We start from the raw sequence: 23,706 nt of genomic DNA, 5'->3' as shown, positions 1-23,706 counted from the left end.
GGCGTGGGAAAGGTGGAATCAACCCTCGATCCGCGCCTGTTCGTCACCGTTCGACGCGCAACCCGTGGAATTAACGACCCTTGTGGCCGGTTGATGTTCCCGTGGACGATCCAGGCGTAAAAAATTGTGGAATGGAGTGGGTCGGCACCTTTGCAGGTGATGCCCTGGTTACAGGCATGGCGGGGTTGGACAGGGCACTCGGTCCGCTGACAGGCGGGCCCGAGTGTTCATATTTATGGCCACCCGGAACAGGTACGGCCGTACCCGTCCGGGACCATAAATTTTTTGTTACCGAGGTGAAAATCGACTGGGCTGCCGCTCAGGAGGCGGCAACCTCGGCCGGGGAGACGATGCTGGTCTTGGCACCGCGTGAGCGACCCGAGCTCAGGTAGGCCGCGATCGACTCCTGGGTAACCTCGCCGAGGAACACCTGCTCGGCATCGAGCACCGGCAGCCAGGCGCGGTTGAACTCGTACATGCGCGACAGCAGGATGCGCAGGTGCTCGTCATGGGCGGCGGTGGCGTTGAACTCACGCAGGAAGTCGGCGCACGTGCCCTGCTGGCGGTGCATGTCGCGGCGGCGCACATAGCCCAGGGCCTTGTTCGTCGCGTCGGTCACCACCACATAGCGGCGGTCGTGCTCGTCGAGCAACTCCAGCGCTTCGGCCACCGGCGTCTCGGGGCTGACCGACGGTGCGTTGTCCGCGGCATCCTCGGCGCGCACCAGCAACAGGCGCTTGAGTGTGCTGTCCTGGCCGACGAAGCTGCTGACGAAGTCGTCCACCGGATGCGCCAGCAGGGTGTCCGGATGGTCCAGTTGCAGCAGCTTGCCGGCGCGGAAGATGGCGATCTTGTCGGCCAGCTTGATGGCTTCGTCGATGTCGTGGCTGACCATGATCACGGTCTTGTTCAGCGCCCGCTGCATCTCGAAGAATTCGTTCTGGATCATCTCGCGGTTGATCGGGTCGACCGCACCGAACGGCTCGTCCATCAACAGCACCGGCGCATCGGCCGCCAGGGCGCGGATCACGCCGATCCGCTGCTGCTGCCCGCCGGACAGCTCGCGTGGGTAGCGCTGCAGGTACTGCTTGGGTTCGAGCTTGATCATGCTCATCAGCTCGCGCGCCCGGTCGTGGCAACGTTGCTTGTCCCAGCCGAGCAGACGCGGCACCACGGTGATGTTTTCCTCGATGGTCATGTTGGGGAACAGGCCGATCTGCTGGATCACATAACCGATGTGGCGGCGCAGGGTGACCTCGTCGAGGCCGCTGGTGTCCTCGCCGTTGATGAACACCTGGCCGGAGGTCGGGGTGATCAGGCGATTGATCATTTTCAGCGTAGTGCTCTTGCCGCAGCCCGAGGGGCCGAGGAAGACGCAGATCTCGCCTTCGTTGACGGTCAGGCTGACCGAGTCCACGGCTTTGACGTCCTTGCCGTTGACGTCGAAGGTCTTGCTGAGGTTCTTCAATTCGATCATGGGCGCAGTCCTTCTGGAGTCAGGGCACGTTGCAGGGTTTGCAGGAGCAGGTCGGCGACGATCGCCAGCAGGCTGACCAGCACGGCGCCGACCAGCAGCATCGACATGTCGCTGCGGCTGATGGAGGTCAGGATGAGTACGCCCAGGCCCCCCGCACCGATGGTGGCGGCGATGGTCATCACGCCGATGTTCATCACCACGGCGGTACGCACGCCGGCGAGAATCACCGGCACGGCGATGGGCAATTCGACCATGCGCAGGCGCTGGCCGAAGGTCATGCCGATGCCGCGCGCGGCCTCGCGGATGCCGGGTTCCACGTTGGTCAGGGCCAGGTAGGTGTTGCGCAGGATCGGCAGCAGCGAATAGAGGAACACGGCGGTGATCGCCGGCAGCGGCCCCAGGCCCTGGCCGAATTTGGAGTAGAACGGCAGCAGCAGGCCGAACAGGGCGATGGAGGGGATGGTCAGCAGCACCGTGGCGCTGGCTTGCAGCGGTCCGGCCAGGACCGGAAAGCGGGTCATCAGGACGCCCAGCGGCACGCCGATGACGATGGCCAGGCCCACGGCGATGCCCACCAGCATGATGTGCTGCCAGGTCAGTTGCAGGACCAATGCCCAGTCGAGGTGGGCGAAGGTGTCGAGCAGGCTCATGGGGTCACCTCGTGCAGGTCATGATCACGCAGAAAGGTGGTCGCGACCGAGGACGGGCTCTGGTGCTGGACATCGACCTTGGCATTGAGCTGGCGCATGGTTTCGTCGTCCAGGGCATCGGCCAGCGGCGCGAGCAGGTCGGCCAGTTGCGGATGGGCGTCGAGTACGGCCTTGCGAACCACGGGGCCGGCGGTGTAGTCCGGGAAGTAGTGCTTGTCGTCCTCCAGCAGCGTCAGCTCGAAGGCGTTGAGGCGACCGTCGGTGGTGTAGACCAGGCCGGCGAACACCTGGTCGTTGCGCAGAGCGGTGTACACCAGCCCGGCGTCCATCTGGCGGATGTTGGCGCGGCCCAGTTGCATGCCGTAGCGCTGCTGGAGGCCGTCCAGGCCATCCGGGCGATTGGCGAACTCGGTGTCGAGGGCGACCAGGTGCTTGCGCGCCTGTTCATCCTGCAGCACCTGATTCAACTGACTGATGGTGCGTACCTGTGGGTAAGCCTTGGCCACCGCGCTGGGCAAGGCCAGGGCATAGGTGTTGCTGAACTTGGACGGTTTGAGCCAGACCAGGCCTTTCTTCGCGTCCAGCTCCTTGACCTTGGCGTAGGTGGCCTCGGCGCTGGGCATGCGTTCCTGAATGTGGTTGTAGGAGACCAGCGACACGCCGGTGTATTCCCACATCAGGTCCAGTTGGCCGGTTTCCTGGGCCTGGCGCGCCAGGCTGCTGCCCAGGCCGCCCGTGACGCGCACGTCGAAGCCGTTGGCACGCAGGTACTGGGCAGTGATTTCGGCGAGCACGGTCTGCTCGGTGAAGACCCGCGCACCGATGCGGATCAGGGGTTTTTCCGCCGCCTGGGCAACACCTGCCAATAGCAGGCCCGCGCCCAGGAGCAAGGCGATAGCTTTCTTCATGGATTGCCTCTTCTTAATGGGCCAGGCCGCGTTCCAGCCAGCGTTTGCTGGAGGCACTCACCAGCGCGTCGAGCAGCAGTGCCAGCAAGGCCGTGCAGGCCGCGCCGAGCAGTAGCTGTGGCTGATTGTTCAGGGCGATGCCGGGGAAGATCAGACTGCCCAGGCTGTTGGCGCCGATCAGGAAGGCCAATGGCGCGGTGCCGACATTGAGCGCCAGGGCCACGCGCACGCCGCCGACGATGATCGGCACGGCATTGGGCAACTCGACCTGCCACAGTTGCTGGCGTGGAGTCATGCCGATGCCGGTGGCGGCTTCCTTGAGCGAGGCGGGGACGTTCTTGAGGCCTTCGTAGGTGTTGCGCACGATCGGCAGGAGGGAGGCGAGGAACAGGGCGAAGATCGCAGGGCCTGCGCCGATGCCCAGAACGCTGAGGGCGATGGCCAGTACGGCCAGGGGAGGGATGGTGTTGCCAATATTGAAGAACTGCATGAAGCGCTCGGCTTTGTCGACCCGGTGCGGTCGACTCAAGGCAATGCCGGCGGGGATGCCCACGGCCAGTGCCGCCGCCATCGAAGCCAGCACCAACACCAGGTGCGCTTGCAGGTAGAACGTCAGATCGTCGCGATAGCGCGCGATCGTGTCGAGGCCGATCCAGTGGATCAGCAGGGCCAGGATGACGAGCACGGTGGCCCATCCCAACAGCCCTGTTCCGTAGCGTTTCGCCACAGGTGGACTCCTTTTTGTCGTCGGCGAGCACACTTCTTCTTGGCCGAACCGTGCGGGTGGCGGTGGTGTGTTCGCGAGTAGCAGCGCGGCGCCTGCCAAGCAGGGCGTTCACGCCATGAGTCGAGCCCCGTCAGGCTCGTGGATGCTGGTGTAACCAGCCCTGGAACCGAAGCGGGTTGCAGGGGAGTGGACGTCTCCGGGGGGACAAAGGTTCCCATGGGTAGAGGCGTTTGGCCAGTGTTAATCACTGGTCTAGTCGATTTTTCCTTCAGGAGAACAGTGGATTTCCTGCTGAAAGGCGTTGATTTACCTGCTATCGGGCAACGAGTTGCAGCGGCAGTCTTTCTCATCAGACGGATTGATAATTCTCTTGAGAGAATATTCCCTTGGAGGTATTTTTTGCCGTGTGGTGTGTGGTGATGTGTTCGGAATTCATGGGTGAGTTCGAGCACTTGGGTGGAGAGGTTCAGGATGAGCTTTTGGCGCAGCTCTATCTTCTACAACACTATGGTCCAGCGTTGGGAAGGCCTCGCGTGGACACATTGAAAGGTTCCAGGCATTCGAATATGAAAGAGTTACGCTTCAGCGCTGATGGCGGAGTTTGGCGAGTCGCATTCGCTTTCGACAAAGCACGTCGTGCGCTTCTTTTAGTGGCGGGCGACAAGTCGGGCGTTCAGGAGCGGAGATTTTATCGGAACCTGATTCAGCGCGCTGACGAACGCTTTGATCGGCATTTATCCAGAGGTTGAAAACCATGTCCAAGACACTGGTCGAGCTTATGAACGAGCTGTCCCCCGAGCGCAGAGCGAAGATAGAGACACGTGGTCGTGAGCTCATCCGTGAAGAAGTCACGCTTCAAGCGCTTCGTAAGCAGCTTGAGATTACCCAGGAAGAGATGGCCGCTCGTCTGGAGGTGGGGCAGGGGAACGTTTCCAAGGTGGAGAATCGCAATGACATGCTGATATCTACCCTGCGCGCCTATCTGGAAGCCATGGGCGGCAGGCTGGAGTTGGTCGTGCATCTGCCGGGGCGCGCGCCAGTTACGATCGACGGGTTGGCGGGCGATTGGGCGTCACGCCTTTGATCTCTTAGCAATACGGGACCATTCCAGCGACCTGCGCCCGAGCGCACTTTGGTCTGGCGTGCGACTTCAGGTATGATATCGCCCCTTTTTCGATCCCCATTCAGGCGATTTCCCATGACCCATCAGGCCGCCGAAGTCGCGAAGCGCCGCACTTTCGCAATCATTTCCCACCCCGACGCCGGTAAGACCACCATCACCGAGAAGCTGTTGCTGATGGGCAAGGCCATTTCCGTCGCCGGTACCGTGAAGTCGCGCAAGTCCGACCGCCACGCCACCTCCGACTGGATGGAAATGGAGAAGCAGCGCGGCATCTCCATCACCACCTCGGTGATGCAGTTCCCGTACCGCGAGCACATGGTCAACCTGCTCGACACCCCCGGCCACGAAGACTTCTCCGAAGACACCTACCGCACCCTGACGGCGGTGGACTCGGCGCTGATGGTGCTCGACGGCGGTAAGGGCGTCGAGCCGCGGACCATCGCCCTGATGGACGTCTGCCGCCTGCGCGACACGCCCATCGTCAGCTTCATCAACAAACTCGACCGCGACATCCGCGATCCGATCGAGCTGCTCGACGAGATCGAGGCCGTGCTGAAGATCAAGGCGGCGCCCATCACCTGGCCGATTGGCTGCTACCGCGATTTCAAAGGCGTGTATCACCTGACCGGCGACTACATCGTGGTCTACACCCCCGGGCACGGTCATGAGCGCACCGAGGCCAAGATCATCGAGAAGCTGGACTCGGACGAAGCCCGCGCTCACCTGGGCGATCAGTACGATTCGTTCGTGGAGCAACTGGAGCTGGTACAGGGCGCCTGCCACGAATTCAACCAGGACGAGTTCATCAACGGCCAACTCACTCCGGTGTTCTTTGGCACCGCGCTGGGCAACTTTGGCGTCGATCACGTGCTCGACGCCGTGGTCGACTGGGCGCCACGGCCACTGGCACGGGTCGCCCACGAGCGCACCGTGGAGCCGGTGGAGGAGAAGTTCACCGGCTTCGTGTTCAAGATCCAGGCGAACATGGACCCCAAGCACCGCGACCGTATCGCGTTCATGCGCATTTGCTCGGGCAAGTACGAGAAGGGCATGAAGATGCGTCATGTGCGCCTGGGCAAGGATTTGCGCATCGGCGATGCGCTGACCTTCTTCTCCTCCGAGCGCGAGCAACTGGAAGAAGCGTACGCCGGCGACATCATCGGTCTGCACAACCACGGCACCATCCAGATCGGCGACACCTTCAGTGAGGGCGAGGTGCTCGGTTTCACCGGCATTCCGCACTTCGCGCCGGAACTGTTCCGTCGTGTGCGCCTGAAAGATCCGCTGAAGTCCAAGCAACTGCGTCAGGGCCTGCAGCAGTTGGCCGAAGAGGGTGCGACCCAGGTGTTCTTCCCCGAGCGCAGCAACGACATCATTCTGGGCGCCGTGGGTGTGCTGCAGTTCGATGTGGTCGCCAGCCGCCTGAAGGAGGAATACAAGGTGGAGTGCGCCTACGAGCCGATCACCGTGTGGTCGGCCCGCTGGATCGCCTGCGACGACAAGAAGAAGCTCGAGGAATTCCAGAACAAGGCCGTGGAAAACCTGGCCATCGACGGTGGCGGCCACCTGACCTACCTGGCGCCCACCCGAGTCAACCTGGCGCTGATGGAAGAGCGCTGGCCAGACATCCAGTTCCGCGCTACGCGTGAGCACCACTGAGTCGCCGGGGCCGTAGGCCCCGGCGACTCAGAGCAACAAGCGGCAAACAAAAAGCTGCAAGCTGCAAGCTGCAAGCTCCAAGCTCCAAGCGGCAAGAGAAAAGCAGATCGCGTAGGGCTCTTGCTCTTGCTCTTGCTCTTGCTCTTGCTCTTGCTTGTCGCTTGTCGCTTGTCGCTTGTCGCTTGCCGCTTGCCGCTTGCCGCTTGCCGCTTGCCGCTTGCAACTAGCGGCAAGCCGCTAGTTGCCTGCCTTTACGCTGGTCCAGATACGGGTGCGCAGGCGATCGATCTTGGCGGGCATCGCTTCCAGGGCGAACAGTTTGTTCATCACATCGTCGCTGGGGTAGATCATGGTGTTGTGCTTGAGCGCCGGATCGACCAAGGCGTCGGCCTTGGCATTGCCGTTGGCGTACTGCACGTAGTTACTGATGTTGGCCATCACCTCAGGCTCGAGCAGATAGTTCATGTAGGCGTAGCCGGCCTTCTCGTCCGGGGCGTCGGCGGGCATGGCGACCATGTCGAACCACAGCGGCGCACCTTCCTTCGGGATCGAATAGCCCACCTTGACCCCATTCTTCGCTTCCTCGGCGCGGTTCTTGGCCTGCAATACATCGCCCGAGAAACCCACCACCACGCACACATCGCCATTGGCCAAGTCGCCTGTGTACTTGGACGAATGGAAGTAGCTGATGTACGGACGAGCCTTCATCAGCAGCGCCTTGGCTTTCTCGTAATCCTCGGGTTTCTGGCTGTGGTGCGGCAGTCCCAGGTAGTTCAGGGCGATGGGCAGCAGCTCCGGACCATTGTCCAGCACCGCCACGCCGCAGCTCTTGAGCTTGCTCAGGTACTCGGGCTTGAAGATCAGGTCCCAGGAATCCACCGGCGCGTCGGCGCCCAGCGCGGCCTTGACCTTGTCGATGTTGTAACCGATGCCGGTGCTGCCCCACAGGTAGGGGAAACCATACTGGTTACCCGGATCGTTCACCTCGAGCACCTTGAGCAGTCGCGGGTCGAGGTTCTGCCAGTTCGGCAACTGGCTTTTGTCGAGCTTCTTCAGCGCCTTGCCCTGGATCTGCCGCGCCATGAAGTGGTTGGAGGGAAACACCACGTCGTAACCGGAGTTGCCGGTCATCAGCTTGCCATCGAGGGTCTCGTTGCTGTCGTAGACGTCGTAGGTGGGGGCGATGCCGGTGGCCTTCTGGAAATTCTTCAGCGTGTCAGGCGCGACGTAGCTCGACCAGTTGTAGATCTTCACCGAGTCGGCGGCGCTGGCCACGCCGGCCGCCAGTATCAGGGGAGCGATGAGAAGTGTGCGCATGTCCGGTTTACCTTGCTGAGTTTGTTGTTGTCGAGGAGCGGCAGGCGATCAGCGGATCAGAAAATCAACACATAGGTCTTGCGCACGGTTTCCTGGATGTCCCAGGTACCGGTGCTGTTGGCCGGTAGCATCAGGGCGTCTCCGGCTTCGATGACCAGCGGCTCGCCACCGTCTGGCGTGAAGGTGCAGCGACCCTTGATGAAGTGGCAGAACTCCTGTTGCACGATCTGCCGGCGCCAGCGGCCTGGGGTGCATTCCCAGATGCCGGTTTCGACGCCATCGCTGCGCTCGACGCAGGTCACCGAGGTCACGGCAACGGGTTCGCCAAGGGGCACGGCGACCGGGTTGGAAGTCTCCAGGACGGCGCGTTCTGTGTCTTTGAACTGGGTGATGCTCATGACGGCGGATTCTCGTGTGGGAGTGGGTGAAACTCAGTGCATGAAACCTTCCATGAAGTCGGCCAGGCCACTGGCCAGGTTGCGTCGCCAGGCCGGGCTGGCCGGGTCAGCGAGGACGCGATCTTCATGAACGAAACTGCGAATGATGGCGTTGTAGCCCAGCCAGCGGCAGGGCTCGGGCGGCCAACTGGCCAGGCTCGACAGCGGCCGGTTGTCGTGCACCCAGGGCTGGGCGGTCAGCACGTTCTGCTGGCCGAGGATCAAGGCCGCCAGCGTGCGTCCGCCGAGATTGGTGGCGCCGACGCCTTCGCCGCCATAGCCGCCCGATAGCGCCAGGCCGCGTTGACGGTCACACAGCATATGCGGGCGGAAACGCCGCGCCATGCCCAGGTTGCCGCCCCAGGAGTGGGTGATGCGCACGTGCTTCAGGTGCGGGAACAGTTCGCCGAACAGGTAGCGGCGCAGCTCGATTTCGGCGTCGGTGAGAGTGAAGTCTTCGCGCAGGCGACCGCCGAAGCGGTAGCCGCCGCGGGCGCCGAATACCAGGCGGTTGTCGAGGGTGCGCTGGCCGTAGGTGACCTGACGGCTGCCTTCGCTGAAGGCCTGGCCCTGGCTGAGGCCGATCTGCTCCCAGGCGGAGTCGGGCAGCGGCTCAGTGGCCACCAGCAGACTCTGCACGGGCAGTTGATGCCGCCCCAGCGGTGGCAAGCTGGCCGCGTAGCCTTCCACCGCAGGCACTACCCACTGGCAGCGCACCTTGGCCTGGGCGCAACGCACCTCGCCACTCTGCCAATCGAGGGCCGGGGTGTTTTCGTAGATCGCCACGCCCAGACCCTCCACCACCCGTGCCAGGCCCCGCACCAGCTTGGCCGGCTGAATGGTCGCCACATGCGGGCTGAAGATTGCGCCATAGGCATTGCTGACCCGCAGTTGTCCGGCCAGCGCCTCGGGCGTGAGCCAGCGGTAGTCGTCCTCGTTCATGCCTTGGCGGTACAGGTCGTCCAGGTAGGCACGCAGGCTACGCTCCTGCTCCGGGTAACGGGCCGCGCAGTAGATGACCCCACCCTTGCGGTAATCGCAGTCGATGCCTTCGCGCTGCAACACACGCTGCACTTCGTCGGGAATGTCGTGCAGCAGGTCGATGCTGTCGCGGCGCTGTAGCGGCGACAGTGTGGCGAGCAGACGATCTTCACCCAGCAGGTTGCCCATCAGCCAACCGCCGTTACGACCGGATGCACCGAAACCGGCCGTGTGGGCTTCAAGGATGGCGATGCGCAGGTGCGGGGCCTGGCGCTTGAGGTAATAGGCTGTCCACAGCCCGGTGTAGCCGGCGCCGATGATGCACACGTCGACATCGATGTCTTGCGCGAGGGACGGTCGCGCGTCCAGCGGCTCGTCGAGCTGGTCCATCCACAGGCTGATCGTGCGCCAGGCTTGCATCGAGTACGGCTCCCGGAAAAAAGGTTGGGTTGTGCTCGATGCTAGTGGCAGGTGCGCTCCACTGTCTTACGTGCGTGCACGCAGAGAAATCTGCTTCACGTACGCCTTGGGAGACAGGCCGGTCTGTTCGCGAAAGCATTTGTAGAAGGCCGAGAGCGAGTTGAAGCCGGCACTGAACGCCAGTTCGTCGACCGGCGTCTGGATGTCGGTATCGCTGAGCTGAGCCAGCAGGTGCTGGAGCCGCGCCTGATTGACGTAGCGATAGAAGCTCTGTCCCAGCACCTGATTGAACAGGTAGGAGATCTGGTTACGGCTGTAGCCACTGTGCTGTGCGACCTGTTGCAGGTTGAGCTGCGGATCCAGATACGGCCGGCGCTGCTGGAAGTAGTGCTCCAGATCCTGCGCCATGGTGCTCAACTGACGCGGCGACAAACCGAGCCGGCTAGTGGCCGGACGCGTCCGCCCACCGTTGCCCACGCGTCCGTCCTGGCGCACCAGCGTGGCATATTCGTTGACCTGCCAGATCAGCCCGTCGCGCACGGTGATCGCTTCGCTGGACTGAAAGGCCACCAGCCCCTCACCGCCCTGGACCGTCACCTGGTATTGAATGAACGCCGTGCAGCCATCGACGCGAATGCGGTCGCTGTGAACGATATCTTCGCCCTGCTGGTGGGGCAGGCAGGCGGCCACGTACTCGCGCAGTTCGGCGTAGCCGAGCACGCGGTTCTGGAAGAAGTCGTGGTAACGCACCTGCGGGTGGTAGAGCGCCATCACTCCGTCCAGGTCGCGATGCTTCCAGCACAGGTGGTAGCGCAAGACGATCTGCGCAGTCAGCGGAGTCTGTTCGGGGCCGTCTATCAGCATGGGCGCGGTCATGGCGCGATAGTGCATCGTCGCTGTTCGACGGGCAAGCCCGGTGGCCGGGCTTGGGCGCATGTCACTGCATAACGCCCACCTGTTTTATCGGACTTCGGGCGTTTCGCACGATCCTAAGATTCGTCGATTCTGCAAGTCGTTGATTTATAGCGAGGTTATTTTTTGACACATCTGGCACGGGCAGTGCACCGACCCTCGTGCAAACCAACGGAAGTTTTGCTCACCTTCATAAGGCGCCGAATCATGATAACCACTGCCGATCTGCCAACCGCTGTCTCCGAGGCCCCGAATCGCTCGGGCGTTTCCTGGGCCGCCATCTTCGCCGGTGCCGCTGCTGCGGCTGCCTTGTCACTGATCCTCATCATTCTGGGCGCAGGCCTGGGCTTCGCGGCCTCCTCGCCGTGGGCGAACGAGGGGGCCAGCGCCAAGGCATTGGGCATTTCCACCATCGTCTGGCTGCTGATCACGCAGATCCTGGCCTCTGGCCTGGGTGGCTACATGGCCGGTCGTCTACGCGTGAAGTGGGCCAACTTGCACGGTGACGAAGTGTATTTCCGCGACACGGCGCATGGGTTCCTGTCCTGGGCTGTCGCGACCCTGGTCACTGCCGTGCTGGTGGTGTCCTCGGCAGGCGGTCTGGCCAGTGCGGGCGCGTCGGCCGGTGCCGCCGCTGCTTCGGGCGCCGTGGCCAGCGTGTCGATGAGCGATGACAAGAGCAAGCCGTCCGGCGCCGCCGACCCGATGGGCTACTACGTCGATCGGTTGTTCCGCAGCGAAGGTCCGGTGGGTGTGAGCGAAGATGCTGCCAACGGCGTCGCCAGCCGCATCCTGTTGCGTGGCCTGGCTGCCGACAATGGCATGTCCGCCGAAGATCGTACCTACCTGGCGCAGATGGTTGCCCAGCGCACTCGTCTGACCCAGGCCGAAGCGCAATCGCGCGTCGAGCAGGTCTATGAGGAAGCGCGTCAGGATGCCGCCCAGGCCAAGCAGGCCGCCCAGCAAGCCGCTGACACTGCGGCCAAAGTAGCCGCCTGGACCGCCATCTGGACCTTCATCTCCCTGCTGTGCGGCGCCTTCTTCGCCAGCTTCGCCGCGTTGTTCGGCGGTCGTCTGCGTGACCGCGCACGCTGGATCGAAGAAGACCGCCACGTTCACGCCTCGACCACCGTCGTGCGCTAATCCGCATTCACTACTGGAGAACTCATCATGCGCTCGATTCTGCTCTGGATGCTCGGCGTCCCAATTCCAGTGATCATCCTGATCGCGATCTTCATGCACTGATCCCACTTCTGGGGCTGCTGCCCAGCCCCATGACGACACAAGGCCGCCCTCACCGGTTTGCGCACAGTTGAAGCAGTGCGCATGACCGATGAGGGCGGCCTTGTGTCGCGCTAGGGGCGCTGACGCCCCCAGCGATAGCCTTCCTTACAAGAACTGCTCCGCGTAATGACACGCCACTTGCCGACTTCCCACCTGCCGGAACGCCGGTATCTCCTTGGCACACCGCTCCGTCGCATACGGACAGCGTTTGTGAAACGCGCAGCCATCCGGCGGATTCAGCGGATTGGGCAGCTCGCCTGCGATGCGAATCTTCGGTTTGAGCGGGTCGGGATGAATCGCTGGTGTCGCCGACAGCAGTGCCTGGGTATAGGGATGCAGGGGTTTGTCGTAGATATCGGCCTTCGGCCCCATCTCCGCCGGTCGCCCCAAGTACATCACCAGCACCTGATCGGCCACGTGCCGCACCACCGCCAAGTTGTGCGAAATGAACACATAGGCGGTGTTGAACTCCTGCTGCAGGTCCATGAACAGGTTCAGCACCTGCGCCTGGATCGACACGTCCAGCGCCGACGTGGGCTCGTCCGCCACCAGCACCTTGGGTTGCAGCATCATCGCCCGGGCCAGGGCGATGCGCTGGCGCTGGCCGCCAGAGAACATGTGCGGGTAGCGTTGATAATGCTCGGGGCGCAGTCCCACCTGCTGCATCATCTGCTGCACCCGCTCGCGGCGCTCGGCGCGGCTGAGCGAGGTGTTGATCAACAGCGGCTCGGCCAACTGGTCGCCGATCTTCTGCCGAGGGTTGAGCGAGGCATAGGGGCTCTGGAAGACCATTTGCACGTCCCGGCGCAATTGCCGACGCTGGGCCTTGTTGGCGCCGGCGACTTCGGTGCCGGCGATCTGCAGCGAGCCGGAGGACGGCTCTTCGATCAGGGTCAGGGCGCGCGCCAGGGTGGACTTGCCGCACCCGGACTCGCCGACTACGGCCAGCGTCTTGCCAGCCTCCAACTCGAACGATACGCCATTGAGCGCACGCACCAGGGCATGGCCTTTGAACAGGCCACGGGACACTTCGTAATGACGGGTCAGTTCACGGGCAGACAGCACGACGCTCATCACGCCACCTCCTGGTTCAGCGGATAGAAGCAACGTGCCAGGCTGTGGGCCTGGGGATCGAGGGCCGGACGCTGGGCCCGGCAATTGTCACGCACGTAAGGGCAGCGCGGCGACAGCAGGCAGCCCTGCGGCCGGTCGTAGCGACCGGGCACGATGCCCGGCAGCGTCGCCAGGCGCTCGGCGCCCAGACTGTGCTCGGGAATCGCCGCCAGCAGCGCTTCGCTGTAGGGGTGGGCGGGCAGGTCGAACAGTTCCGGCACCTGGCCCACCTCCACCGCTTGGCCGGCGTACATCACGCAGACGCGCTTGGCGGTCTCGGCGACCACCGCCAGGTCGTGGGTGATCAGAATCAGCGCCATGTTGCGCTCGCGCTGCAGGTTGACCAGCAGTTCCATGATCTGCGCCTGGATGGTCACATCCAGCGCGGTGGTCGGTTCGTCGGCGATCAGCAGCTTGGGCTCGCCGGCAATCGCCATGGCGATCGCCACGCGCTGACTCATGCCGCCGGAGAGTTGGTGCGGGTAAGCGTCCAGGCGGCTTTCGGGCGCCGGAATCTCGACCTTCTGCAACAGCTCCAGGGCGCGCTGGCGGGCCGCTTTGCCTTTCAGGCCCAGGTGCTGGCGCAGCACTTCTTCGATCTGGTAGCCCACGGTGTAGCTGGGGTTCAGTGCGGTCATCGGGTCCTGGAAGACCATGGCAATGTCCTTGCCCACCACCTTGCGCCGCTGGCGGGCGCTGAGCCTGAGCATGTCGGTGCCGTCGAAGGTGAGCGAGTCGGCGGTGATGCGGCCGGGCGCTTCGATCAGCCCCATCAGGGCCATCATGGTCACCGACTTGCCCGAGCCGGACTCGCCGACGATGGCGAGAATCTCGCCGGCATCCACCACCAGGTCCAGGCCGTCGACCACGGGGACGGCATCGGCGTCGCCGAAGCGCACGTTGAGGTTGTTGATCTGCAACAGTGACATGGCGTTCTCCTCAGGCGGCGTTCTTGAGTTTCGGGTCCAGCGCATCGCGCAGGCCGTCGCCCATCAGGTTGATTGCCAAGACGCTGAGCAGGATCGTCAGGCCGGGCAGGCTCACCACCCACCAGGCGCGCTCGATGTAGTCGCGCGCCGACGCCAGCATGGTCCCCCATTCCGGCGTTGGCGGTTGTACGCCCAGGCCGAGGAAGCCCAGGGCCGCCGCGTCGAGGATCGCCGAGGAGAAGCTCAGGGTCGCCTGCACGATCAGCGGCGCCATGCAGTTGGGCAGCACGGTGACGAACATCAGGCGCGGCAGGCTGGCGCCGGCCAGGCGCGCGGCGGTGACGTAGTCGCGGTTCAGCTCACCCATCACGGCGGCGCGGGTCAGGCGCACGTAGGACGGCAGCGAGACCACGGCGATGGCGATCACGGTGTTGATCAGGCCAGGGCCGAGGATGGCGACGATCGCCACGGCCAGCAGCAGCGATGGCAGCGCCAGCATCACGTCCATCAGGCGCATGATCGAAGGCCCAAGAAGACGCGGGAAGAAGCCGGCGAACAGGCCCAGCAGGATGCCTGGAATCAGCGACATCACCACCGACGACAGGCCGATCAGCAGCGACAGCCTGGCGCCCTGGATCAGTCGCGAGAGCAGGTCGCGTCCCAACTCGTCGGTGCCCAGCACGAACTGCCAGGTGCCGCCTTCGAGCCACACCGGCGGCGTCAGCAGGAAGTCGCGGTACTGCTCGCTGGGATTGTGCGGCGCGACCCAGGGGGCGAACAGCGCGCAGAACACGATCAGGCACATGAAGGCCAGGCCTGCCACTGCGCCTTTGTTGCGCGAGAAGGCCTGCCAGAACTCCTTGTAGGGGGAGGGGTAGAGTGCGCTGTGGTCGGCGGCGGTAGCCGGCGTCGCAGCGTCGGAAATCGGATGAGACATGACGAGGTCCTCAGCGCTGATGACGGATACGGGGGTTGGCCAAGCCGTAGAGGATGTCCACCACGAAGTTGACCAGGATCACCAGGCAGGCGATGAGCAGGATACCGTTCTGCACCACGGGGTAGTCGCGGGCGCCGATGGCTTCGATCAGCCATTTGCCGATGCCCGGCCAGGAGAAGATGGTCTCGGTGAGCACCGCTCCAGCCAGCAAGGTGCCGACCTGCAGGCCGAACACGGTCAGCACCGGGATCAGCGCGTTGCGCAGGCCGTGGATGAACACCACGCGGGCCGGCGACAGGCCCTTGGCGCGGGCGGTGCGGATGTAGTCCTCGCGCAGCACTTCGAGCATCGAAGAGCGGGTCATGCGCGCGATCACCGCCAGCGGGATGGTGCCGAGCACGATGGACGGCAGGATCAGGTGCATCAGCGCGTCCTTGAACGCGCCTTCTTCGTCGCTGAGCAGGGTGTCGATGAGCATGAAGCCGGTCTTCGGCTCGATGTCGTAGAGCAGGTCGATGCGGCCGGATACCGGGGTCCAGCCCAGGCTCACGGAGAAGAACATGATCAGGATCAGGCCCCACCAGAAGATCGGCATGGAGTAGCCGGCCAGGGAAATGCCCATCACCCCATGGTCGAACAGCGAGCCGCGCTTGAGCGCGGCGATCACCCCGGCGAGCAGGCCGAACACACCGGCGAACAGCAGGGCGCACAAGGCCAGTTCGAGCGTGGCGGGGAACAGCGTGGTGAACTCATTCCACACGCTCTCGCGGGTGCGCAGCGATTCGCCCAGGTCACCCTGGGCGAGCTTGCCGATGTAGTCCAGGTACTGGGCAGGCAGCGGCTTGTTCAGGCCCAGGCGCTCCATGGCCTGGGCGTGCATCTCGGGGTCGACCCTGCGCTCACCCATCATCACTTCCACCGGGTCGCCGGGGATCAGGCGTATGAGCGCGAAGGTCAGCAAGGTGATACCGAAAAAGGTCGGAATCAGCAGACCCAGGCGCCGGGCAATAAAACTCAACATCGTCGGAGGTACCTCATCGGGCCGGTCAAGGCGGCCGCCGGCTGCGCGAGCAGGTCGGCGGCGGTCGTTTCTTCTACTTCACCTGGGTGGTGGCGAAGTTGTTGTTGGTCAGGGGACTGATGACATAGCCCTCCACGTTCTGGCGCAGGGCCGTGAACATCTTCGGGTGGGCCATGGCGATCCACGGCAGGTCGGCATCGTACACCGCCAGGGCTTGGCGATAGAGCGCTGCACGCTGCTCATTGTCGATGATCAGACGGGCTTGGGTGATCAGTTCCTGGAACTTAGGGTTGCACCAGCGCGCATAGTTCTCTCCGCTCTTGGCCGCCTCGCAACTGAGCATGGGGCCGAGGAAGTTGTCCGGGTCGCCGTTGTCGCCGGCCCAGCCGGCGGACACCAGGTCCGCTTCGCCTTTTTTCGCGCGGCGCAGCATCTCGGCCCACTCCATCACGCGGATGTCGAGCTTCAGGCCGATGCTGGCCAGGTCCGCCTGGAGCATTTCCGCCGACAGGCGCGGATTGGGGTTGGTCGGCCCGCCGCCGTTGCGGGTGAACAGGGTGAAGGTGGTGCCTTCGGGTACGCCGGCCTCCTTGAGCAAGGCGCGGGCCTTGTCCAGGTCGCGGGGCGGATTGCGGTTGTCGGTGTTGTAGCCGATCAGGGTCGGCGGGTAAGGATTGACCGCCACCAGCGCATTGCCCTTGCCGAACAGTTGATCGACATGGGTCTGGCGGTCGAAGGCGATGTTGATCGCCTGGCGCACGCGTACGTCGCTCAGGTACTTGTGTTCGGTATTGAGGGCGATGTAGCCGGTCACCAGGGCTTCGATCTCGGCCACTTTCAGCCTGGCATCGGTCTTGATGCCGGGTACGTCGTCAGGTTTGGGGTACAGGGCGATCTGACACTCGTTGGCGCGCAGTTTTTGCAGGCGCACGTTGTTGTCGGTGGCGATGGCGAACACCAAGGTTTCGCTCGGCGGTTTGCCGCGGAAGTAGTCCGGGTTGGCCTTGTAGCGGACCTGGGCGTCCTTGTTGTAGCGCTGGAAGACGAATGGGCCGGTGCCGATCGGCTTGCTGTTGAGCTCGCCGGTCTTGCCGGCCTTGAGCAATTGGTCGCCGTACTCGGCCGAGTAGATCGAGGTGAAGGCCATGGCCATGTCGCGCAGGAATGGCGCTTCGGGACGGGTGAGGGTGATGACCACGGTGTGGTCGTCGGTCTTGGTCACCGACTTGAGCAGGTCCTTGAAGGCCATGCTCTCGAAATAGGGGTAGCCGACGCTGGTCTTGTCGTGCCACGGGTGCACGGGATCGAGCTGGCGGTTCAGGCTCCAGAGCACGTCGTCGGCGTTGAATGCGCGGGTAGGGGTGAAGTAGTCGGTGGTGTGGAACTTCACGCCCTGGCGTAGGTGGAAGGTGTAGGTCAGGCCGTCGTCGCTGATCTCCCAGCGTTCGGCCAGGGCCGGTTCGATGTCGGTGGTGCCGGGCTTGAAATCGACCAGGCGGTTGAACACCGTCTCGGCCGAGGCGTCGGCGGTGACCGCCGTGGTGTACTGGACGATGTCGAACCCTTCCGGGCTCGCCTCGGTGCACACCACCAGTGGCTTGGCCGCGAGCTGACCGGCGGCGCCGAGAATGATCGCTGCCAGGGCAGCGCGTAGCGGTAGCGAATGCATGGAACCTCCCTGCGTATGTCTTCAGCGTAGACCCCATGGCCCCGCGGGTCCGGGGCATGGGGTGCGGGTCAGAGAATGTTGAATGGAATGGTGGTCACCACGCGGAACTCGTCCAGGCTGCCGTCGGCCTGGGCTTGGCTCGCCCGATGCGCGGTGTAGGTGGCGCGGATGCTGGTGTCCTTCAGCGGGCCGCTCTGCACCGCGTAGCTGGTACCGAAGCCCCACTCGTAGTGGGTTTCGCCGTCCATGCCGCGCACGTCATAGGCGGTGCCACGGTAGTGGGTGCCGTCGATGCCCCAGCCGCGCGCGTTGTACAGGTTGAATTTCAAGCCCGGCACGCCGTATTGCGCCATGTTCAGCACATAGGCGATCTGCAGCGATTTCTCGTTCGGGCCGTTGAAGTCCGACAGCAGCGAGTTGGCCAGGTAGATGCCGTTGGTTTCGTGCAGGTAGTCGAAGTACTCGTTGCCGTTGACCTGCTGCCAGGACGCGGTCAGGGTGTGGGCCTGGTGGGTGAGGCCGAGCGACAGGCTGTAGGTGTCGTTGTCGATCTCGCCCATTTTCTTGCTGCCGGTGTCCACCGTCTTGTAGTAGTTCAGGCCGGTGTTCAGGCTCAGCACCGAACTGTCGCCCAGCACGTGGCTGGCGCCGAAGTAGTACTGGTTCCAGAAGTCGTCCACGCGCGTGGCGTACAGGCTGGTGGTCAGGCTCTTGAACGGCTGGTAGCTCAGGCCCGCGGTGCTGGCGCGGTCGGTTTCCACGCCCAGGGCGCCGTATTCGCTGCGGAACTTGCTCAGGCTCTGTTCGGTACGCGGCGAGACGCGGTCGAAGGTGCCCAGGTCGAAGGTCAGGTTGTCGAACTCGGCGCTGTGCAGGGCCACGCCCTGGAAGCTGGAGGGTAGGGCGCGGTTGCCGATGTAGGCGATCATCGGCGTGTCCAGCGACTGGCGGCCAACGGTCAGGGTGGTGTTGGAGATGCGCGCCTTGACGTTGGCCAGGCCCGCCTTGCTCCACTGGTCGACCGGATCGCCGTCGCTGTGGGTCAGGGTGCGGTTGTTCGGCCCGGCGATGGATTCGCGGTCGCGCAGCAGGGCGACGGCGTTGTAGGCCGCCACTTCGGTGGCGAAGCCGATGGTGCCCTGGGTGAAGCCGGAGCTGTAGTTGAGGATGGTGCCCTGCACCCAGTTCTCGCGGCTGTGGGTGTCGTGGCGGGCGCCGTCGCTCTTGTAGTAGCGCCACAGCGGGCCGCGCGCGGCGTGTTCGCGTGCGTACCAGTTGCGCGTGCTGCCGCTCAGGCTCTGGCCTTCGAAGAAGCCGGTGGCCTGCGCCTGGTCGCTGGCGGACTTGAGCGTGATGGGCATGTAGTCCTGGCTGGCGGGTTCGGCCTGGGCGAAGGCGCAGAAGGCGCCGACGGACAAGGCCAGTGCAGTGGTTCTGGTTCGTATCGACATGAAAGCTCCCTTTCTCTTTTCTAGTTATCAGCCGGCCTCAGGGGCCAGTGTTGTCACGGTGTTGCGGGTATCTGCCTGGGGTCGCCGGGCAAATTCGGGCTGCACGGGTTCGCGGACGTGCGTGGCACGCCCGGATCCGTGATGGCGTCAATCGATGCCGACGTCGGAGAAGACGTTGCGGCCGAAGGGGCTGACCTTGAAGTCCTTGACGCGCAGGCTCAGCGGCTGGTTGACCGTGGAGTGCGCCACGGGCGTGATCGGCACCTGGGCCTTGAGGCGGCGCTGGGCCTGCTGGTACAGCTCGGTGCGCTGGGCGCGGTCGGTGACCTGCTTGGCTTTCTTGATCAGCGCGTCGTAGGGCTGGTCGCACCACTGCGAATAGTTGTTGCTGCCGATGGCGTCGCAACTGAACAGGGTGCCGAGCCAGTTGTCCGGATCGCCGTTGTCGCCGGTCCAGCCGATCAGGGCGATGTCGTGTTCGCCATTCTTCATGCGCTTGAGGTACTCGCCCCATTCGTAGCTGACGATGCGGACCTTGAAACCGAGCGCGCCCCAGTCGGCCTGGAGCATCTGCGCCATGAGCTTGGCGTTGGGGTTGTAGGGACGTTGTACCGGCATGGCCCACAGGGTGATTTCGGTCCCCGGCTTGACCCCGGCCTGCTCCAGCAGTTGCTTGGCCTTGGCCGGATCGAAGGGGGCGTCCTTGATGCTGCTGTCGTAGGACCACTGGGTGGGCGGCATGGCGTTGACGGCCGCTTGGCCAGCGTCCTGGTACACCGCATCGATGATCGCCGCCTTGTTCACCGCCATGTCCAGTGCCTGGCGGACTTCCAGTCGGTCGAAGGGTGGGTGCTTGATGTTGTAGGCGATGTAGCCGAGGTTGAAGCCCGGTTGCGAGAGCACTTGCAGCTTGGCGTCCTGCTTGAGCGCCGGCAGGTCGGCCGGGCGGGGGTGCAGGGTGATCTGGCATTCGCCGCGGCGCAGTTTCTGGATGCGCACGGAAGGGTCGATGTTGATCGAGAACACCAGGTTGTCCAGCTTGACCCGGTCCGGCGCCCAGTAGTCCTTGTTGCCCTTGTAGCGAATCTGCGCATCCTTCTGGTAGCGCTGGAACACGAACGGGCCGGTGCCGATGGGTTGCTGGTTGATGTCGCTGGCCTTGCCGCTGGCCAGCAGGTGGTCGGCGTATTCGGCGGACAGGATCGAGGCGAAAGCCATGGCGATGTTCTGGATGAACGCCGCATCGACCGTGTTCAGGGTGAACACCACGGTCATCGGGTCGCGCTTCTCGACCTTGGCGATGTTCTTGTCCAGGCCCATGCTGACGAAGTAGGGGAACTCGGTGGGGTAGGCCTTACGGAACGGATGATCGCGGTCGAGCATGCGCTGGAAGGTGAACAGCACGTCATCGGCGTTGAAGTCGCGGGTCGGTGTGAACGCCTTGTTGCTGTGGAACTTGACCCCGGGGCGCAGGTGGAAGGTGTAGGTCAGGCCGTCGTCGGACACCTGCCAGTCAGTGGCCAGGCCCGGCTGCACGGCGGTGCCTCCGCGCTCGAACTCCACCAGGCGGTTGTAGATCGGCTCGGCGGCATCGTTGTCGGTGGCCGAGGTGAACTGCGCGGTGTCGAAGCCCGCCGGACTGCCTTCGGAGCAGAACACCAAGTTGCTGGCGGCGGCGCTGACCTGGCTCATCAGGCCCAGGCCCAGTGCGGCGCCCAGCAGTGTGGTACGGCGTAGGGCAATCCTTTTGCTCATCGGTACATCCTCATCAGTGCGTTGCCGTGCGCCGGACGTGCGGCAACAGAATTCCGTTCCTGGCCTTCGCGGTGGCAGGAAAACGAATCACGGGTGTGGTATCGCTGACGGTGCGGTGTGGCTTCAGGCAGATGGCCGGGCGTGGCCGTCGCACTGCCTGGAATACGCCAGCCCTCTGCGCACAGAGGGCTGGCGCTGCCTTACTTCTCCACGCTCACCCCATAGAACGCGTTCAGGGCAAATGGACTGATCTTGAAGTCCTGCACCTTGATGCTCATGGGTTGATAGACGGTGGAGTGGGCGATGGGCGTGTAGGGCACCTGTTCCTTGAGGATGTGCTGCGCCTGCTTGTACAGCTCGGTGCGCTTGGCCTGGTCGGAGGTGGCCTTGGCTTGCTTGATGAGGTCGTCGTAGGGCTTGTAGCACCACTTGGAGAAGTTGTTGCCTTCCAGGGCGTCGCAGCCGAACAGGGTGCCGAGCCAGTTGTCCGGGTCACCGTTGTCGCCGCTCCAGCCGATCAGCATGGCGCCGTTTTCGCCGCCCTTGGAGCGCTTGATGTACTCGCCCCACTCGTAGGTGACGATCTTGGCCTTGATGCCGATCTTGGCCCAGTCCGATTGCAGCATCTCGGCCATCAGCTTGGCATTGGGGTTGTAGGGGCGTTGCACCGGCATGGCCCAGAGCGTGATTTCGGTGCCTTCCTTGACGCCGGCTTCCTTGAGCAGTTGCCGAGCCTTTTCCGGGTCGTAGGGGGCGTCCTTGATGGTGGTGTCGTAGGACCATTGCGTCGGCGGCATGGCATTGACCGCCAGCTGCCCGGCGCCCTGATACACCGACTCGATGATCTGCGCCTTGTTCACCGCCATGTCCAGTGCCTGGCGAACCTTGAGCTGGGCCATGGGATTGGGCTCGTTGCTGCCCTTGATCTTGTCCATCACGTTGTAGGCGATGTAACCGAGGTTGAAGCCGGCCTGCTCTGGCATCTTCAGGTTCTTGTCGGCCTTGAGCGGCTGGATGTCGGCTGGGCGCGGGAACAGGGTGACCTGGCACTCGTTCTTCTTGAGCTTCTGCATGCGCACCGAGGCGTCGGTGGTGATGGCGAAGATCAGGTTGTCGACCTTCACGTCCTCGGGCTTCCAGTAGTCCTTGTTGCCCTTGTAGCGGATCTGCGCGTCTTTCTGGTACTTGCTGAACACGAACGGCCCGGTGCCGATTGGCTTCTGGTTGATGTCGGGCGCTTTGCCTTGCTTGAGCAACTGCTCGGCGTATTCGGCGGACTGGATCGAGGCGAAGCTCATGGCCAGGTTCTGGATGAAGGCGGCGTCCACTGTGTTCAGGGTGAAGCGCACGGTATGGTCGTCGAGCTTCTCCAGCTTGGCGATGTTCTTGTCCATGCCCATGTCGGTGAAGTACGGAAACTCGGTGGGGTACGCCTTGCGGAACGGCATGTCCTTGTCGAGCATGCGGTTGAAGGTGAACAGCACGTCGTCGGCGTTGAATTCACGGCTGGGCTTGAAGTAGTCGGTGGTGTGGAACTTGACCCCTTCGCGCAGGTGGAAGGTGTAGGTCTTGCCGTCTTCGGAAACGTCCCAAGTGGTGGCCAGGCCTGGGATGACGGCGGTGCCGCCACGCTCGAACTGGGTCAGGCGGTTGAACAGCGGTTCGGCCGAAGCGTCGAAGTCGGTTCCGGTGGTGTACTGGCCGGGGTCGAAACCGGCGGGACTGCCTTCGGAGCAGAACACCAGGTTGGATGCGGCGAGCGCGGTGGGCGCTGCACCAGCCAGCAGGCCTGCGCCTACCAGAAACGGAATGACTGCGTGTTTGAGCATGGTGGCCTCATTGTTGTCATTTTTTGAGTTGAGGCGGCCTCGTGAGCCGACCTGCGGATACTTATGCAGGGGCTATACCCATTGCAACACTCAACAGGATGGCCGGTCCCGGAAAGGTGGCACGGGCGTACATGGATGTCGCATTGTTGTAACTTTTGCCGTGGTTGAACGTTTGCGCAACAAAAAAACCGGCATTTTGCGACATGTTTCGGCGGGAATGGGGATGTAGGATGCGCGCTCTAAGTGCGTAGGGGCATTCGGATGGGTAGTGATGGGGCGGGGTAAGAGCAGGTTGATGCTGACTGTGGGCGTCAAACGATCGGGGCCGCAATGCGGCCCCGAGGTTGCGTTGAGTGCACGCCCAAGTCAGGGCATTTGCACTTCGATCAGGCCATCGGCATTCATGCTGACTTCGCTGGTGCCCGCCTCGACGTCAGGCGAAGGGGCGGCCTCGTCGGCGGCCATGGCCTTCATTGCCATCGGCGCGCTGCGCAGGTAGGGGCGCGGGTAGCCACTGCTGTTGAGGTTGAGGTTGACCACCTTGTAGCCGCTGCCGCCGAGCGCTTCGGTGGCCAATTGGGCGCGGGCCTTGAAGGCGTTGACCGCCTCCTTGAGCAGGTCGTCTTCGCTGGCCTTGCGCGTGGCCGGGGCGATGGAGAAGTCCATGCCACCCATTTTCAGGGTTTGCAGCAGATCGCCGGTGAGCTTGGACAGGGCCGGGAAGTCCGCGCTTTCCAGGCGCAACTCGGCGCGTTCGCGCCAGCCGGTGATCTTCTGACCTTTGTTGTCGTAGATCGGGTAGCTGTTGCGGCTGCCCTGGCTGATCTTCACCTCTTTGACTTCGCGCGCCTGCTGCACGGCCTTGTTCATGGTTTCGGTGATCTGCTTGGCGAGCTTGCCCGGATCGTTGTCCTGCGCTTCGCTGTAGAGGGTGACGACCATCAGGTCGCGGGCCACTTCCTTGCTGACTTCGGCGCGCAGCGAGACCTGGTTGTAACGCGGCTCGTCGGCGGCGAAGGCCGGCAGGCTGGCGAACAGGCCACAGGACAGGGCGAACGCGGCGCTGCAACGGGAAATCTGCATGTATCACTCCTTGGATGGAAGGCG

General features: G+C 63.6%; 21 protein-coding genes. 4 read left to right on the top strand and 17 right to left on the bottom strand.

Features of this window, described 5'->3' with window-relative positions:
- Nucleotides 1–319: 319 nt before the first annotated feature.
- From ACK2SD_RS20120 to ACK2SD_RS20105, 4 genes are read right to left on the bottom strand one after another with little or no spacing between them, the layout of a single operon-like run.
- Nucleotides 320–1,477, bottom strand: a complete 1,158-nt coding sequence (locus tag ACK2SD_RS20120; RefSeq protein ID WP_317870635.1) for an ABC transporter ATP-binding protein — start codon at nt 1,475–1,477, stop codon at nt 320–322.
- The gene (locus ACK2SD_RS20115; RefSeq protein WP_029613632.1) at nt 1,474–2,127 is read right to left on the bottom strand and encodes an ABC transporter permease; all 654 of its coding nucleotides are present in this window, start codon (nt 2,125–2,127) and stop codon (nt 1,474–1,476) included. Before ACK2SD_RS20115 ends, ACK2SD_RS20120 begins: the two co-directional genes overlap by 4 nt.
- Nucleotides 2,124–3,035, bottom strand: a complete 912-nt coding sequence (locus ACK2SD_RS20110; RefSeq protein ID WP_412460674.1) for a glycine betaine ABC transporter substrate-binding protein — start codon at nt 3,033–3,035, stop codon at nt 2,124–2,126. Before ACK2SD_RS20110 ends, ACK2SD_RS20115 begins: the two co-directional genes overlap by 4 nt.
- A gap of 13 nt (nt 3,036–3,048) precedes the next feature.
- On the bottom strand, nt 3,049–3,762 hold the full coding sequence (locus ACK2SD_RS20105) for an ABC transporter permease (protein WP_029613630.1): 714 nt from the start codon (nt 3,760–3,762) through the stop codon (nt 3,049–3,051).
- Between the two features lie 419 nt (nt 3,763–4,181).
- On the opposite strand from ACK2SD_RS20105, the gene ACK2SD_RS20100 reads away from it, so the two are divergent.
- From ACK2SD_RS20100 to ACK2SD_RS20090, 3 genes are all read left to right on the top strand, one after another.
- Entirely contained in the window at nt 4,182–4,511 is a 330-nt protein-coding gene (locus ACK2SD_RS20100) for a type II toxin-antitoxin system RelE/ParE family toxin (RefSeq protein WP_412460673.1), read from the top strand.
- 5 nt (nt 4,512–4,516) lie between these two features.
- On the top strand, nt 4,517–4,846 hold the full coding sequence (locus ACK2SD_RS20095; protein ID WP_412460672.1) for an XRE family transcriptional regulator: 330 nt from the start codon (nt 4,517–4,519) through the stop codon (nt 4,844–4,846).
- A gap of 114 nt (nt 4,847–4,960) precedes the next feature.
- Nucleotides 4,961–6,544 (top strand): peptide chain release factor 3, encoded by a 1,584-nt coding sequence (locus ACK2SD_RS20090; protein ID WP_039575533.1) that lies wholly within the window; start codon nt 4,961–4,963, stop codon nt 6,542–6,544.
- Between the two features lie 237 nt (nt 6,545–6,781).
- On the opposite strand, the gene ACK2SD_RS20085 is transcribed toward ACK2SD_RS20090, so the two are convergent.
- The 4 genes from ACK2SD_RS20085 to ACK2SD_RS20070 all read right to left on the bottom strand — a co-directional run bounded on the left by ACK2SD_RS20085 (nt 6,782) and on the right by ACK2SD_RS20070 (nt 10,590).
- Nucleotides 6,782–7,861, bottom strand: coding sequence for a polyamine ABC transporter substrate-binding protein (locus tag ACK2SD_RS20085; RefSeq protein ID WP_304483790.1), 1,080 nt, complete (start codon nt 7,859–7,861; stop codon nt 6,782–6,784).
- 56 nt (nt 7,862–7,917) lie between these two features.
- Nucleotides 7,918–8,259: a cupin domain-containing protein gene (locus ACK2SD_RS20080; RefSeq protein ID WP_295484425.1), complete on the bottom strand. Its 342-nt coding sequence runs from the start codon at nt 8,257–8,259 to the stop codon at nt 7,918–7,920.
- Nucleotides 8,260–8,292: 33 nt separating this feature from the next.
- Nucleotides 8,293–9,699 (bottom strand): NAD(P)/FAD-dependent oxidoreductase, encoded by a 1,407-nt coding sequence (locus tag ACK2SD_RS20075; RefSeq protein ID WP_412460671.1) that lies wholly within the window; start codon nt 9,697–9,699, stop codon nt 8,293–8,295.
- A gap of 66 nt (nt 9,700–9,765) precedes the next feature.
- Entirely contained in the window at nt 9,766–10,590 is an 825-nt protein-coding gene (locus ACK2SD_RS20070; RefSeq protein WP_205419304.1) for a helix-turn-helix domain-containing protein, read from the bottom strand.
- Nucleotides 10,591–10,818: 228 nt separating this feature from the next.
- Between ACK2SD_RS20070 and ACK2SD_RS20065 the strand changes: the two genes are divergently transcribed.
- A complete protein-coding gene (locus ACK2SD_RS20065; RefSeq protein WP_342649634.1) occupies nt 10,819–11,754 on the top strand; it encodes a hypothetical protein in 936 nt (311 codons plus the stop codon).
- Nucleotides 11,755–12,000: 246 nt separating this feature from the next.
- On the opposite strand, the gene ACK2SD_RS20060 is transcribed toward ACK2SD_RS20065, so the two are convergent.
- From ACK2SD_RS20060 to ACK2SD_RS20020, 9 genes are all read right to left on the bottom strand, one after another.
- Entirely contained in the window at nt 12,001–12,969 is a 969-nt protein-coding gene (locus ACK2SD_RS20060; RefSeq protein ID WP_029613625.1) for a peptide ABC transporter ATP-binding protein, read from the bottom strand.
- Complete coding sequence (locus ACK2SD_RS20055) at nt 12,969–13,937, bottom strand: ABC transporter ATP-binding protein (RefSeq protein WP_116887616.1); 969 nt, start codon at nt 13,935–13,937, stop codon at nt 12,969–12,971. Before ACK2SD_RS20055 ends, ACK2SD_RS20060 begins: the two co-directional genes overlap by 1 nt.
- A gap of 10 nt (nt 13,938–13,947) precedes the next feature.
- On the bottom strand, nt 13,948–14,874 hold the full coding sequence (locus tag ACK2SD_RS20050) for an ABC transporter permease subunit (RefSeq protein ID WP_029613623.1): 927 nt from the start codon (nt 14,872–14,874) through the stop codon (nt 13,948–13,950).
- A 10-nt stretch (nt 14,875–14,884) separates the two neighbouring features.
- Entirely contained in the window at nt 14,885–15,895 is a 1,011-nt protein-coding gene (locus tag ACK2SD_RS20045; RefSeq protein ID WP_317870626.1) for an ABC transporter permease subunit, read from the bottom strand.
- 73 nt (nt 15,896–15,968) lie between these two features.
- Complete coding sequence (locus ACK2SD_RS20040) at nt 15,969–17,564, bottom strand: ABC transporter substrate-binding protein (RefSeq protein WP_412460670.1); 1,596 nt, start codon at nt 17,562–17,564, stop codon at nt 15,969–15,971.
- Nucleotides 17,565–17,632: 68 nt separating this feature from the next.
- On the bottom strand, nt 17,633–19,015 hold the full coding sequence (locus ACK2SD_RS20035) for an OprD family porin (protein ID WP_412460669.1): 1,383 nt from the start codon (nt 19,013–19,015) through the stop codon (nt 17,633–17,635).
- 147 nt (nt 19,016–19,162) lie between these two features.
- Complete coding sequence (locus ACK2SD_RS20030) at nt 19,163–20,770, bottom strand: ABC transporter substrate-binding protein (RefSeq protein ID WP_412460668.1); 1,608 nt, start codon at nt 20,768–20,770, stop codon at nt 19,163–19,165.
- A gap of 200 nt (nt 20,771–20,970) precedes the next feature.
- Nucleotides 20,971–22,599, bottom strand: coding sequence for an ABC transporter substrate-binding protein (locus ACK2SD_RS20025; RefSeq protein ID WP_029613620.1), 1,629 nt, complete (start codon nt 22,597–22,599; stop codon nt 20,971–20,973).
- A 366-nt stretch (nt 22,600–22,965) separates the two neighbouring features.
- Entirely contained in the window at nt 22,966–23,682 is a 717-nt protein-coding gene (locus tag ACK2SD_RS20020; RefSeq protein ID WP_412460667.1) for an SIMPL domain-containing protein, read from the bottom strand.
- Between the last annotated feature and the right edge of the window lie 24 nt (nt 23,683–23,706).

It is taken from the genome of Pseudomonas sp. SC11 (assembly GCF_047039205.1).
Taxonomy (GTDB): Bacteria; Pseudomonadota; Gammaproteobacteria; order Pseudomonadales; family Pseudomonadaceae; genus Aquipseudomonas; species Aquipseudomonas boreofloridensis.
The sequence above is the reverse complement of the archived record's forward strand: the minus strand, read 5'-3'. Positions and strand labels throughout refer to the sequence as shown.

What these genes read in the sequence shown, in the direction of transcription:
- ACK2SD_RS20120 (WP_317870635.1), bottom strand. Translation starts at nt 1,477, where the DNA reads ATGATCGAATTGAAGAACCTCAGCAAGACCTTCGACGTCAACGGCAAG.
- ACK2SD_RS20115 (WP_029613632.1), bottom strand. Translation starts at nt 2,127, where the DNA reads ATGAGCCTGCTCGACACCTTCGCCCACCTCGACTGGGCATTGGTCCTG.
- ACK2SD_RS20110 (WP_412460674.1), bottom strand. Translation starts at nt 3,035, where the DNA reads ATGAAGAAAGCTATCGCCTTGCTCCTGGGCGCGGGCCTGCTATTGGCA.
- ACK2SD_RS20100 (WP_412460673.1), top strand. Translation starts at nt 4,182, where the DNA reads ATGTGTTCGGAATTCATGGGTGAGTTCGAGCACTTGGGTGGAGAGGTT.
- ACK2SD_RS20095 (WP_412460672.1), top strand. Translation starts at nt 4,517, where the DNA reads ATGTCCAAGACACTGGTCGAGCTTATGAACGAGCTGTCCCCCGAGCGC.
- ACK2SD_RS20090 (WP_039575533.1), top strand. Translation starts at nt 4,961, where the DNA reads ATGACCCATCAGGCCGCCGAAGTCGCGAAGCGCCGCACTTTCGCAATC.
- ACK2SD_RS20085 (WP_304483790.1), bottom strand. Translation starts at nt 7,861, where the DNA reads ATGCGCACACTTCTCATCGCTCCCCTGATACTGGCGGCCGGCGTGGCC.
- ACK2SD_RS20080 (WP_295484425.1), bottom strand. Translation starts at nt 8,259, where the DNA reads ATGAGCATCACCCAGTTCAAAGACACAGAACGCGCCGTCCTGGAGACT.
- ACK2SD_RS20075 (WP_412460671.1), bottom strand. Translation starts at nt 9,699, where the DNA reads ATGCAAGCCTGGCGCACGATCAGCCTGTGGATGGACCAGCTCGACGAG.
- ACK2SD_RS20070 (WP_205419304.1), bottom strand. Translation starts at nt 10,590, where the DNA reads ATGCACTATCGCGCCATGACCGCGCCCATGCTGATAGACGGCCCCGAA.
- ACK2SD_RS20065 (WP_342649634.1), top strand. Translation starts at nt 10,819, where the DNA reads ATGATAACCACTGCCGATCTGCCAACCGCTGTCTCCGAGGCCCCGAAT.
- ACK2SD_RS20060 (WP_029613625.1), bottom strand. Translation starts at nt 12,969, where the DNA reads ATGAGCGTCGTGCTGTCTGCCCGTGAACTGACCCGTCATTACGAAGTG.
- ACK2SD_RS20055 (WP_116887616.1), bottom strand. Translation starts at nt 13,937, where the DNA reads ATGTCACTGTTGCAGATCAACAACCTCAACGTGCGCTTCGGCGACGCC.
- ACK2SD_RS20050 (WP_029613623.1), bottom strand. Translation starts at nt 14,874, where the DNA reads ATGTCTCATCCGATTTCCGACGCTGCGACGCCGGCTACCGCCGCCGAC.
- ACK2SD_RS20045 (WP_317870626.1), bottom strand. Translation starts at nt 15,895, where the DNA reads ATGTTGAGTTTTATTGCCCGGCGCCTGGGTCTGCTGATTCCGACCTTT.
- ACK2SD_RS20040 (WP_412460670.1), bottom strand. Translation starts at nt 17,564, where the DNA reads ATGCATTCGCTACCGCTACGCGCTGCCCTGGCAGCGATCATTCTCGGC.
- ACK2SD_RS20035 (WP_412460669.1), bottom strand. Translation starts at nt 19,015, where the DNA reads ATGTCGATACGAACCAGAACCACTGCACTGGCCTTGTCCGTCGGCGCC.
- ACK2SD_RS20030 (WP_412460668.1), bottom strand. Translation starts at nt 20,770, where the DNA reads ATGAGCAAAAGGATTGCCCTACGCCGTACCACACTGCTGGGCGCCGCA.
- ACK2SD_RS20025 (WP_029613620.1), bottom strand. Translation starts at nt 22,599, where the DNA reads ATGCTCAAACACGCAGTCATTCCGTTTCTGGTAGGCGCAGGCCTGCTG.
- ACK2SD_RS20020 (WP_412460667.1), bottom strand. Translation starts at nt 23,682, where the DNA reads ATGCAGATTTCCCGTTGCAGCGCCGCGTTCGCCCTGTCCTGTGGCCTG.